The organism is Trichodesmium erythraeum IMS101, assembly GCF_000014265.1.
In the GTDB taxonomy this organism is placed as follows: domain Bacteria; phylum Cyanobacteriota; class Cyanobacteriia; order Cyanobacteriales; family Microcoleaceae; genus Trichodesmium; species Trichodesmium erythraeum.
Genome location: NC_008312.1, coordinates 7,276,911 through 7,290,188, shown reverse-complemented (window position 1 = coordinate 7,290,188; position 13,278 = coordinate 7,276,911). Strand labels below are relative to the sequence as shown.

The window sequence follows — 13,278 nt, the reverse complement described above, 5'->3', positions numbered from 1 at the left end:
TCATGAAGTATTATTAATAATTATGACATTAAAGAGTTGTGCTTCAAAATATCCCTTGACAGCATGGGATTCCGAGCTATTGAGAGAGTGACTCGTATTTCTCTGTTGGACAGTGCTTAACTGGGTAGGAATTACTGCAGCACAAATGCCTGAAGAGAACTTAGAAACTCCTGAAATAGCTCAAAGCCTCAAAAAAAATTTGGGTCTGGACAGTCGTAAATAGTCAAATGTCAGGAATTATTAAGTTTGTTATAGGCGATCGCTGGGCTGTGACCTTGACAATATTATGGCAGATGATTGAAGGTTGAGCTTGTTTTCTTTATATTAGACCTCTCCAAAATAGAAATTAAGGTAAAATTGTAGTGCCCAATTATATATATGCTGTCCCCAAATGAATAATGTATTAGAATATATTTATAATCATCCATCCATATACAAAAAGGATTATTGGTATTACAGATAAACAACTAATAAAATTAATAGAAAATGCTCAAAAAGTTGAAGACAAAAAAAGACAGGCGATCGAAGAAAGAAGAAAAAAGATTAATTAAGGCAGGAGGAGTCAGAAAAAAGTATTTAGGCAAGGCGGAAGAGATAATTTTGACATTATATTATTTGCATCATGTACCAACATTTCAACTGTTAGGAGCAATATTTGGAGTTAGTGAATCAACAGCAAATAATATTTTTCAGGCTTTGGATCAATATTTTGAGGGAATTATTACCATCTAGTTTACTAGAGGAATTCTCGGGAAAAGAAAACGAATATTTATGGATAAAAGAAGCTTTAACAGAAATAGAATTGATAGTTGATAGTACAGAACAGGATATATTCAGGCCAAAAAATGATGAAAAGCAGAAAAAATATTACTCAGGAAAGCAAAAAAGTCATAGGTTAAAAAATCAAATAATAATCACAGATAATGGAAAAGAAATAGTTGATGTAATAGTAGGAGAAAGAGGTCCAAAGAGTGATATAATTTTATTCAAAAAACCACAAAAAAAGTTTGATGAATAACAAAGATTTCAAGGAGATACAGGTGATCAAGGTGGGAAAAAAATTGACACGCCAAAGAAAAAAAAGAAACCATAAAATGTCATACAAAGTAAAGAAAGAGAATCAAAAAAAAGCTCAAAAAAGAATATTTGTAGAACATGTAATAAGACTGATAAAAATATTGAAAGTGGCACGAGAAAGATTCAGATTAAAAGAGAGTAATTATGAAAAAGTAATTTTAACAATATGTGGTTTAGTGAGATTAAGAGATTAAGCACTAATGTTAACATAAATTCTAACTTTAGGTCTAGTAAAAAGCAAGAAATAATTACATAAAAATGCTAAATAATTAACAATAACTATCTGTAATACTATAAATATCATAAAAAATGACTATCTGGAGGAGCTGGCGATCGCTCTGGAGAAGATAGTTACAGTAAGGGAAGTGATAATTTTTGGAGATGTCTATTATTTCCCAACAATTCTAACAGATTAATAAGAAAATCCAGAAGCTAGATGAAAACACGCAGCTGAAAAATTCGGCGTCAGTACAACTTCAATTTTTAAGGCTATCAAAAAAAATGAAAATAACCAGAAAAAAAGAAGTACGTTATCGCGCAAAGTAGTAGATAATAATGGATAAAATATTATCAGAATTTACTGAAATTAATCAAAATATATGGAAGTAAAAGTTTAGTATTTGTTTTGGAGTCAGGATTTGAATGATTTCTAAATTGTATTTATGTGTGATCAAAAGTTGATGTGTGGTCAAAAAGAGGGAAAAAAATTTCTGGAGATAGGCAAGGAAAGAGGGGAAAAAGAGAAAATTTAGTCCCTGGTAGAAGAAAAATAAAATAAAGATTTAATCCCACCAATGATATTCACGGGAAGTTTGAATGCAGAAGGTTTTGAAGGCTGGTTATATAAAGATATTTATTACTATCATTAACCATCACATTAGTTTGGATTATAAATAATGCACTAATTCATCAAAAAACATTGATTAAACAAATAGTTTAAGTGAATGTCATCAGGTCATATTCCTCCCTAATTCTTCTCCTGATTTGAAGGATATTGAACATAATTTTAGTGCCTTAAAGAGAGCCAGAATTTATATTCCTTCAAATACAGCCTTAAAGTCATCCATGATTATTGTATCGCTTAATGTTTTATTCTTAAGTTAAATGACTATAAAACTAGAATGGGATTAAAAACTATTACGGGAAAAGTAATAAATATTAAAGGAATCAAGGGTAAGGGAACTAAACAATGGGAGTATAAATATTTGTGTTTATATGGGTTAGATAGAACCAAATGTAGGAGAAAGTTTTTTATATAATTTTAGTAATTTAGATAATTTTTTTTGGGGAATATTTTCGCAAGTATTTCCCCACAATTATCCTAATAATTTACATATAATTTAAGTAAATAATGCTAGATTTTATCAACCATTAAAATTAACAATTACTGATAATATTATTCTCATATATTGACAAATATATTGTCGAAAATGTAACCAAACATAGAGGTTATAATTAGCAATAAAACAAAAAAATAAGTAGATAATATTTGGAGATTTATCAGACTTTTTGAGAAAATATTTAAGGAAATTATCCTAAATATTAACCAGATTTTGTAGCTTCATTAACAGGGTAGCAGTTTGTCATTAAGGCTTTAGAAAAAGTAGGTATAATTAACAAATTTAATTGGTCTACTCCGGCTGGGTAAGCAAGTTATCAATAATGGTAGTATAGTGTAGCATTCTATCCTCATGATCAAATGATTACCCTCATCGAAGCAATCAGTTTCAAACAACTCCTCAACACTATGACCATCAATACACCGAACCAGTGGCAAGGTATTTCAAACTTTTTTGGAAGAACTACTGGTCTCTGAACTATGGCCTTGAGCAGTTGTGGTTGAAATAATTTGCCAGCTCATAAGGTTAAGGGCATCTCTGAAGCTATTGAGGCTGTGGGTACGAGATTAATTTATCTATCTCCTTACTCTCCTCAATTTAACCCCATTGAACAATGGTGCTAAAGTCTTAAAGCCCATTAAAAAATGGCCACAGCTCGTGAACAATTAGAATAGGCTATCGCTACTTTGATCGATTTAGTTACTCCTAAAATGTTACGCAATTGGTTTACTCACTGTAGTTACTGTAGTCTATCTTTGTGAAAACTGCTATAAGTTCTATGAAACCTTTTCCTATTCTGAAAGTCAAGCTTTTGGTCCTGTACTTCATTAATTCATTATCACCTTTGCACTTTTTCAAGTCCTACATCAGCTTTTGCCTTCTGTTGCAATAACATCACTGAAGTAATTATAAGTACCAGAGTCAGTGTCTTAGGCATACCTTTACGTTGACATTTCCTTATTGTTGCAACTACTCCAAACCTATTCCCTTATAACCCAAATTCCCCGGTCCTAATAAAAAAGACGTAGTGCTGGATAAAGACTTAGGGCTTCTTTGGGAATTTTTTTACGAATTTGTTTTCAATTGGTAACTTTCTCAGGATCATCAGACTGCCATGTTTTTTACTCTTGTTTGATATGATATGTATAATTGTTCTTATTTTATAAAATCAGGAAATATAATTATGTTTGCTGAAGCTACTATCTATTCATCACCTCTACAAAAAGCAATTGACCGTCATCCATTAACTATGACTCCAGATACTCTTCTGTTTGATGTCTTACAAGTAATAAGTCAGTTACAGAATAGTTGTCTTTTGCCTAATTTGAGTATATCTAAAAATCAAGTCTATCCATCAATATTATTAAACCCAATAAATACAAAATGTGTTTTAGTAGTTGAGAATAAACCTGTTCAAGAGACTCCAAAGCAGAATATACAAGTATCTTTATTAGGAATATTGACTACTACTGATATTGTCAAATTAATTTCCGCTGGTAAAGTTAATAACTTAGAAAGTTTATCAAAAAAAATATATCTTGGAGAGGTCATGAAATCCAATATTATTACTCTCAAAGAATCAGAAGACCAAGATTTATTTACAGCCTTGTCTTTGTTCCGAAAATATAAAATTAGTCATATACCAGTACTAGATAGGAAAAACCAAATCGTTGGTGTTGTGACACCAGAAAAAATTCGTCAAGTGCTCCAACCTTCTAATATTCTTAGATTAAGACGGGTAAATGAAATCAAAAATGATTGTGTAACAGTTACAATTTCTGCAACAGAATCACTATTGCAAGTTAGTAAACTGATGTCAGAATACAAAGTGAATAATGTGATTATTACACAGAAGAAAAAACTGAAAACACAAAATAAAAAAATTGAAGAACCTATTGGTATAGTTACTCAAGATGACATTCTACAAGCTTATTTTCTGAATATGGATTTAGCAAAAATACCTGTCAAAACAATTATGGATACTGAACTGAATTTTGTGAAATCAACAAATTCTCTATGGGATGCTCAGAAAAAAATGTTGCAGGAACAAGTACAAGTATTGTTAGTATGTAGTCAACAAGGAGAATTACTAGGAACAGTGAATCAGGCAAACTTACTACAAGTTGTAGACCCTACGGTAATGTTTGGGTTGGTCAAAAAATTACGAGCTGATGTGAATCAACTACAAGCAGAAAAATTGGAGTTGTTACGCAGTCGGAATGCAGAATTAGAAAAAGAAGTGCAGGCACGAACGGCAGAAATACAGGAGCAGTTAGAGCGTGATCGACTTCTGGCAAAAATTGCTCTCAGGATTCATCAATCTCTTAATCTCAACGAAATAATAAATGCAGCAGTGTCAGAAGTGCAACAATTATTGACAGCCGATCGAGTAGTTTTATTTCAAGTAAAATCTTCAAAAGTAACAAAGATAGTTGCTGAATCAGTAGTTCATAATTGCAGTTCTTGGATGGATAATCAAGCTATAGATGATTACTTAATATCAAATTTAAAAGTAAAGAAAAATAAGACTTATGCAGTTGCTGATATCGATCAAACAGATTTACCTATAGAAGAAATTAGGAGTTTGAAGGAAAAACAGGTAAAAGCTTTCTTGATAGTACCCATTTGTCTAGATGGGCCACTATGGGGAATTATGTGTACCCAAGAATGCTCAGGCACGCGACAGTGGCAAGCATCTGAAATTGATCTATTAAAGCAATTAGGAACTCAGTTAGCGATCGCTATTCAACAAGCTCAACTTTATCAACAAGTACGAATTCTCAACACAGACCTAGAAAGACAAGTACAAGAGCGCACTATAGAATTGGAAGAAAAAGTCAAAGAATTAGAACAACTTAATATTCTCAAAGATGATTTTTTAAGTACTGTTTCCCATGAATTAAGAACACCTCTATCAAATATGAAAATGGCTATTCATATGCTGAAAGTATTTCCTATTTCAGAAAAGGGTCAAAAATATTTGAATATTTTAGATACAGAGTGCAAAAGAGAAATTGAATTAATTACTGATTTATTAGATTTACAACATTTAGAAGTGAGTAAAAAATCTATTGCTTTAGATATAATAGATTTAACAACTTGGCTTCCTACTATTGTAGATCCTTTTAAATCCCGAGCAAAAGAACGGCAACAAATTATCAATAGTAAATATCCTCAACAATTACCTAATATCCGTTCTAATAATAATAGTTTAGGGAGGATTTTAGCAGAAATTCTAAATAATGCTTGTAAGTATACCCAAAATGGTGGTGTAATTAAATTTTCAATAGAAATCAACCAGCAAAAAAGTAGCAACAAGAGTCTCTCAGAAACACTTTATAGCATCAAATTTATAGTTAGTAATCCATCAGAAATTCCTGAATCAGAATTACCTAAAATATTCAATAAATTTTATCGAGTACCTAATGCAGATCCTTGGAAACAAGGCGGAACAGGTTTAGGTTTAGCTCTAGTAAAAAAATTAGTAGAACAGTTAAATGGTAATATAATTGTTAAAAGTAGTAATGGTTGGACAACTTTTACAGTGGAATTACCGAGTTAGGAATTCATCAAATTATGATTTCTCATATTTACAGGATTTATACACCACAATAATAAACAGGCTTTTGATGATCTAATTATTGTCTTTTAAAATCATAAAATTTCGTGAATTAACCTAGTTTATGCTTAGCCATAATTTTCTTTTAGTTAGTAATTTTTTGATTTTTTATACATATTATATTATCAATTAATCATCGTAGCAGGGTCAGTTTATCTTAAAAATTATTGACAAATAGTATTTTGTATTATCCTAATTTTCAATTCTTATGAAAGGTTTTGAGATTAATTTAGTTATAAAAGTACATTCCAATTATTAAGGAAGAAAACTGATAATATAAAAATTATTTGATATTTATAATTCCTGCAAAATTTTCTATTGCAAGCAGGTAATAAAAATATTGATTTGTCAATAAAATTTTAGATGATCTTGCCCTAATAATGGTAGTAATATGCATTTTTGTTATAGGATTAACAATATTATTTTGATTTGTTTTTCTGTTATATTTTTTATTCAGAATATAAGCTAATTATAAGAAAGTAAATATTTTATATACAATCAAAAAAATAATTAAAAATATATCTATTAATCTCAAAAAAATCAGGAAAAAAACCTTATTTTAGTTATGAGTAATTCTTAGTTTAGTTAAGCACTTAGATTTTATTGTTCCTCGTTTTGCTGCCTCAGTATTATTAGATGTTTAGAAAATTATTGCTCTAAAAATATTATAAAATATCTGGTAAAAGTTTGATAAACTTTAATGGCAAACAGATAGGAAAATTAAAGCAATATAAAAATCATCCCTTATTAAAAGATTTAATAACTGCTGCTCAAAAAATTAATGGAGAACCTTTATATTTTGAAAGTTTAGGAGAACATCCCCGGTTATCCAGTTGTGGAGAGACAGAACCAAAGAATATAGGTAAAAAAATTAGGGTCTAAGTGGTCATAATATCAAAGTTAGAATTAAACAAAAGAAAGAATGGAGTAGTATTATTTTTAAATTAATAGGATTTGATGATTATAACAATAACATACTTTTTCAAGGCAATTTAGGTTATGTTACAGAATACTTTGATGCTAATATTTTTGTAACATATATTCAAAAAGGTGACATCTTTAACCTTGATTCAGATAATGAGATTCTCAAGGCTATTAATAATGCTTTGCGTTAATAATATAGAAAATTTAGAAAGAAGGATGTGGTTATTTTTTCTGTTACAAAAATGTTGAGCTGAGTCGACTAATACTTGGTTAAAAATAGTAATCACGATCTGCAATTTTCGATATAGGCCTCTAAAGAATAGCCAGTAACTGAAGAAACGATTAGGGTGTTGTTTTTCCTTTTGTGATTAAGTCAGTGGCCAAAAGTCCACCCTACTACTGTAACCCCTAGTGAATGGGCTAAGGTCTTCGTCAGGAATATGGGTAGGCCATTGATCAAAGTAACTTGAGACCCTGTAGTTGGGGTAACTATCTTTTAGTTTTTATTAGGACTCCAGAAACCAGCAATATTATTACCCATTACCTAATGTCACAAAACAGGCACCTGTAAGAGTCTCTAAATCTACAATTACATTTTTGCATCATTTTATTTGAGTCAGCCATTCTCTTATTTTTTCTCAATACTATAAATTAGTAATTAAGGTTGTTAAGAATTAAACAAAAAAAACGCTAAAACTCTAATTCACGCAATTAGTTTATAGTGTTTTTCACTTCCCATGCTGAAAATTTTATATAGTAAGATTTTGAATATTTTTACCGAAAAATTGGGTTTAAAGCCTTGCCCGCCCATCGGACAACTTTCCATGCTATAATTAATAATGATTTGAATATCCGCCTTGTGTCACAAATACTGTAGAAAATAAGATTAGGTCGAAACTCCTTCAGTTGAGAGTAAAGCAAGGTAAGCTTTCAGGTCAATGAGAACTTCACACTTGAAAGCACTAATAAAGACCAACAATATTTTTTGGTAAGTCGCCCTCAGGCATTCCGAGACTTTAAATGGACGGGTCGGCCAGTCTAAGACTACCCCAAAGGTAGCAACAGTCTGGGAAAAGTCAAACCGTCATTGAAATATGGCTCGATAGGAATTCTCGTTCCTAACAGCCGGGGAGGATGAAAATTATCCCCATCCCAACAACTCTATTGTAGTAAATAGCTGCATTAAAGGTGCGTTTAGGCAAACAAATACAACAGCAAAATTCTAATTTTAGGGATTGGTCATGGCCACTATGGCCAATTTTACCCCTATATCCCTATGGACAACGGCGGACATTAAGAAAAGAAATAGTTAAAGATACAATATGGACTTTTGACCAACTTCAGGGTATCTTCTATGTTACTGTGCCAATTAGGATGACAGTGGTCAGAATGAACGGAGGCGGTTTATTTATCTATGCCCCAATAGCGCCAACGCGGGAATGTATGCGCTTTGTCAATGAATTAGTAGAAAAATATGGAGAAGTTCGCTACATTATTTTACCAACTATTTCTGGCTTAGAACATAAGGTATATGTGGGGCCATTTGCCAGAAAATTTCCCACGGCGGAAGTTTTTGTCACGCCCAACCAATGGAGCTTTCCTTTAAATTTACCTCTAAGTTGGTTGGGTTTGCCAAGAAACCGTACATATCTGCTCCCTGTTAATAGTAAAGATACACCTTTTGCAGCAGAGTTTGAATATGCGACTCTCGGACCCCTTGATATTGGTATCAAACCTTTTGCAGAAGTAGTATTCTGCCATAGTCCATCCCAAACTTTACTGGCGGTTGACACCATTTTATCTGTACCGGCTGAACCGCCAGAAATTTTGAATTTAGACCCATATCCTTTATTGTTTCATGCTAAGGATGATGTATTTGATGTGGTAGAAGATACTCCCACAAATAGATGTATAGGGTGGCAAAAAATATGTTTATTTGGATTATATTTTCAGGTGGATGCTTTAGATGTAGTTCCAGCTGAGGAAATGTTAAAGAATGTTTGGAAAGCAAGCGATCGCTCGAAGCGTGCATATTTTGGTCTTTTACCGTGGCGCTGGAAGTCTGACTGGCAGAATTCTTTTACACAATTACGACAAGATGGGCGGTTGTTAGTAGCGCCTATATTACAAACTCTGATTTTAAATCGCGATCCACAGCAGGTGATGGAGTGGGTTGAAAAGGTGGCAACTTGGAATTTTCGGCAAGTTATTCCCTGTCACTTTGATGCACCTATTCAGGCAAGTGGGTCTGAGTTTAGGCAAGGGTTTAGTTTTTTAGAAAAGGATAGTGGAGGGTATTTACCAGAGACAGATTTAAAGTTTTTGAGAAATCTAGATGAAGGATTGAAGAAAAGAGGTATTTTACGTTAACTGCCTTTTCTCTGTAGAATTCAAGGGTGGATATTTGTGTATCCCCTCAATAATTGGGGGTAGAGAATGATTCTGCGGGTGCGTGAGCAACTGAAGGAATGGATAATTAATCAACTAGTCACTCATAAACAATGCTAAAGCGCCTCTTTTAAATTAGAACGCTTTAGCAAAAGTATTCTATAAATTTACCAACAAAAATAGTTGTACTGAAATCAGTTATTAGTTAAATCTCTTTTTTGGTCTAATCACGATCATAAAGTCATAATTTGATTTCAGGCCTTCTAAGCTAATTAATTTAAAGTCACCAACTCTTCTGCAGTAGAAGGATGAATACCAATAGTACGGTCAAAGTCTGCTTTGGTTGCGCCCATATTAACAGCGATCGCCATACCCTGAATAATTTCACCAGCATCCTTACCCACCATGTGTACTCCTAAAATTCTGTCAGTATTAGTCTCAACTACCAATTTTACCATGACTTTCTCGTCTGCACCTGTGAAACTGTGGAACATGGGACGAAACTTAGAGCGATAACATTTGATAGAGTCACCAAATTTTTCTCTTGCTGCTGCTTCTGTCAGACCTACTGTTCCTCCTTCAGGTTCTGAGAATACTGCAGTAGGAATATTTTCTAGAGAAATTGATCTAGGAATATTGCCAAATTCCGTATCAGCAAAAGCGCGACCTTGAGCAATAGCAATAGGGGTTAAATTTACTTTATCTATACAATCTCCAATAGCATAAATATTTGCTTGAGTTGTGCGACAGTTGTTACTCACAGCAACTGCACCTCTAAGTGTTTCGACTCCAGCGTTTTCTAAATTTAAGCCTGCTAAGTTTGGTTTACGACCAGTTGCACAGAGGAATGTATCAACTATTAAAGGTTCAGCGTTTTCTCCACTCAAGTGAACTTTTAACCCTTCTGGTACTTTCTCAATTTTTTCCACATTTGTATTTTCCCGGAAATTAATCCCATGCTTTACCATTCCTTCTTGAATATTGCTGGAGATATCCGTATCAAAACCTCGCAAAATTGAATCTCTACGAATAATTTGAGTCACTTCGGTGCCTACTCCATTTAAAATTCCGGCAAATTCAACACCAATATAACCTCCTCCCCAGACTGCCATTCTTTTTGGTTGTTCCTTGAGGTGGAAAATTTCACGGGAAGTAATACTATATTCTATTCCGGGAATGTCTATTTTCTCTGGTTTACCTCCAACAGCTATTAAAATTTTGTCTGCTGTAACTTTGCGATCGCCTACTTCTATTGTATGGGGATCAATAAATTTAGCATATTCTTCTATTATTTCTACTCCTGCTTTTTCAAGGAAACTGATATGTAGTTTATTCAGACGTAAGACTTCTGTATTCACAGCATCTATTAATTTATGCCAATCAAAACTGGGTTCTACTTCACTCCAACCGTAGCCTACCGCATCTTTATAGAAATGAGAAAATCTCGAACCATAAACCATAAGTTTTTTTGGTACACATCCTCTAATGACGCAGGTGCCTCCGACTAGATCATTTTCAGCGATCGCTACTTTTGCTCCATAAGATGCTGCTCTTTTTGAAGACGCTAACCCTCCTGACCCTGCGCCTATTACAAATAAATCATAATCGTATGCCATAATTTAATACCCTTTGATTGCTATATATAACTCGTTGGACAGAATTAATTAAATCATATCATTGCAATAGCAAATGTTGTGGAGCAAAATAGCCGAATGTAGGTAGTATAATTAGTTACACATTGGGGATAAATGTGAAAAATAATCAATTAAGATTGCGGATGAATGATAAAAGTATGAATAAGTTAAGATTATATCTACGACTACAAGGTAAAACAATGACTCAAGTAATTGAAGAAGTTATTGATAGTTTGCCAGAAGTTGTTGTTGAAGCAACTGAACAAGAAAAAATGTTTATCAAATAATTAAAGTCGCCCTATAAGGGCAAGGCGTGAAACCCACTTTTTCAGTTAAGAGCGAGAGTTTGTGATTGCTTTTCTAGGTCATGTTGCCCAAACACTTTGTTTCCTCCTTCCTCCAATATCAATAATAATGACAATAAATCTTTGTGTTTATTTACTTATTTTGCTTAAATTATCACATTTTGTAAACAGTTTTAACTATTGAGGTTCTACTTGGGCAAAAATTTTTTTTAGGTAGGAAGTTTTGTTAAACCAAATTGATTTCTCCAATTGAAATACCAGCTAAATTTTTTTTTCAAATAAGAAACTTATCCACGGCTTATCTAGGTTTACCCCTACTATTTTTGGGTATATTCTAGCATTGTCCCAAATAAATTATATTTCATTAAAACCAACAGTTTGTAGTTGTAATTTTGTTATTAATGAACTCCTAAACTCTGTAAATTTAACTCTTAATATATCAAGAAATATAATTTTTGAAAGTAATAAATATTCTGAATTAATCTGACTCATATCTCATTCATAATTGGGGTGAATATCTAGGAATGAGGTAGCAAAGTTAGAATTAATAATTTAGAATTAATAATTTAGAAGTTTTTTTAATCCATAGTTGCAGACAATAATAATGAGAATTTAGAATTGATAAATAATAATTTAGAAGTTTTTTTATCCATAGTTGCAGATAACAATAATGAGAATTTAGAATTGATAAATAATAATTTAGAATTGATAACTGATAATTTAGAATGCTGAATTGGGTACTTTCTCAGCCAGAGGTTAGTTAATAGCTGAGGGCTAAGTTCTGAAAATCAAATAAAGCAATAGCTGATAGCTGAAGGCTGAATGTTATTTATTAACTAATGAATATATATCAAATTAATTAATAGCTTCACCATAGCCTATTTAGGTTTACCCGCCACTACTGTTGGGTAAACTTTGGCATTATAAAAAAAAATTATCTCATTAAAACCAGCAGTTTTTAGTTGTAATTTTGTAATTAATGAACTTCTAAATGCCACAAATTTAATATCTAATATATCAAACATTATAATCTTTGAAAGTAATAAACCTTTTGAATTAATCTGACTCATATCCCATTCGGAATTGGGGTCAATATTTGGGTATGGGGTGAAAAAGCTAGTAACCAATATACCTCCTGGAATTAATACTTTAAAAAACTGCTGATATAACTCCCTTATTTTTTCATCATCTGGTTCATAAACATTTAAACCATTGCTAGTTAATAGTGTAAATTCATCTTTAAAAGTCAACTTAAAAGCATCTTTCTGATGAAATTATATTTTTTCAGATAACCCATATTCCTCAGCTAATTTTTTTACCAATTCTAAACTTTCAGAGTCAATATCAATTCCTACTAAGCGAAAATTTTCTATTCCCGTAAAATTCAACTTCAACAAATCTCTCATTACATCACAAGGTAAGGAAGCAAAAATTATATCTTCTTACAAATAATTATGAATAACTTTACCGAAATTGAAATATTTTTTTTGTGTCACAAGAGCCATAGAATTTTTATCCAAAACAAACTTTTCAAGTTTCGTTAAACTAATACCCTCTGTATCTATACCAGTAACTATTCCTTGATACTAATGTTCCATTACATAATCTGTCCAATAGCCATTTAAACCACGATTTTGTAATAAAAATTTCCCGAAAAGAAAATCTGCTAATTCATTAATAACTTCTAATTATCTGGCAACAGTAACATAGGGTTTATCTCAAGTTTCAATTATTCTTTGTTTAACCATTTCTATGGTTTTTTCAAAAGTTTCATTCAGATTTTAATGAGAGAGAATACACTGTTTATTAAATTATTGAGATTGTTAATTTATTACCCTAATTTATTTAACTATAATTTTTTTGTAGAAGCGATCGCCATCCCCAAACTAATACTATTAAAAATAGAGAAAAGAATTTCATCCAGGTGTTAATACAGAATTTAAAGTACTTGTCTAACCCTCCTTTTTAAAGTACTATTTATCTATAATTTA

At 31.9% G+C, this 13,278-nt stretch carries 9 protein-coding genes and 3 pseudogenes; 10 read left to right on the top strand and 2 right to left on the bottom strand.

All coding sequences use genetic code 11. The features are described from left to right. Positions 1-24: 24 nt before the first annotated feature. The 9 genes and pseudogenes from TERY_RS37765 to TERY_RS22930 form a co-directional block, all read left to right on the top strand. A pseudogene (locus TERY_RS37765) lies at positions 25-305 on the top strand (IS1 family transposase); the annotation flags it as partial. A gap of 181 nt (positions 306-486) precedes the next feature. Then, complete coding sequence (locus tag TERY_RS37760) at positions 487-732, top strand: transposase family protein (RefSeq protein WP_011614023.1); 246 nt, start codon at positions 487-489, stop codon at positions 730-732. Next, the gene (locus TERY_RS37755) at positions 710-1,018 is read left to right on the top strand and encodes a transposase family protein (protein WP_052845862.1); all 309 of its coding nucleotides are present in this window, start codon (positions 710-712) and stop codon (positions 1,016-1,018) included. Before TERY_RS37760 ends, TERY_RS37755 begins: the two co-directional genes overlap by 23 nt. After that, entirely contained in the window at positions 1,011-1,271 is a 261-nt protein-coding gene (locus TERY_RS31495) for a transposase family protein (RefSeq protein ID WP_081432505.1), read from the top strand. Before TERY_RS37755 ends, TERY_RS31495 begins: the two co-directional genes overlap by 8 nt. A gap of 225 nt (positions 1,272-1,496) precedes the next feature. Beyond that, positions 1,497-2,162: pseudogene (locus TERY_RS37750) on the top strand (transposase); the annotation flags it as partial. A gap of 758 nt (positions 2,163-2,920) precedes the next feature. Continuing rightward, positions 2,921-3,031, top strand: a pseudogene (locus TERY_RS29070) (transposase); the annotation flags it as partial. 569 nt (positions 3,032-3,600) lie between these two features. Further along, complete coding sequence (locus TERY_RS22940; RefSeq protein ID WP_011614020.1) at positions 3,601-5,979, top strand: CBS domain-containing protein; 2,379 nt, start codon at positions 3,601-3,603, stop codon at positions 5,977-5,979. A 744-nt stretch (positions 5,980-6,723) separates the two neighbouring features. Then, the gene (locus TERY_RS22935) at positions 6,724-6,918 is read left to right on the top strand and encodes a hypothetical protein (protein WP_044137032.1); all 195 of its coding nucleotides are present in this window, start codon (positions 6,724-6,726) and stop codon (positions 6,916-6,918) included. Between the two features lie 1,230 nt (positions 6,919-8,148). Further along, positions 8,149-9,330 (top strand): DUF4336 domain-containing protein, encoded by a 1,182-nt coding sequence (locus tag TERY_RS22930; RefSeq protein WP_011614019.1) that lies wholly within the window; start codon positions 8,149-8,151, stop codon positions 9,328-9,330. 290 nt (positions 9,331-9,620) lie between these two features. Here the strand turns inward: TERY_RS22930 and gor are convergent, their stop codons facing one another. Then, entirely contained in the window at positions 9,621-10,964 is a 1,344-nt protein-coding gene (gene gor, locus TERY_RS22925; protein ID WP_011614018.1) for a glutathione-disulfide reductase, read from the bottom strand. Positions 10,965-11,098: 134 nt separating this feature from the next. On the opposite strand from gor, the gene TERY_RS33965 reads away from it, so the two are divergent. After that, positions 11,099-11,269, top strand: a complete 171-nt coding sequence (locus TERY_RS33965; protein WP_011614017.1) for a hypothetical protein — start codon at positions 11,099-11,101, stop codon at positions 11,267-11,269. 896 nt (positions 11,270-12,165) lie between these two features. Here the strand turns inward: TERY_RS33965 and TERY_RS31490 are convergent. Then, positions 12,166-12,537, bottom strand: coding sequence for a hypothetical protein (locus tag TERY_RS31490; RefSeq protein ID WP_011614016.1), 372 nt, complete (start codon positions 12,535-12,537; stop codon positions 12,166-12,168). Positions 12,538-13,278: the final 741 nt, after the last annotated feature.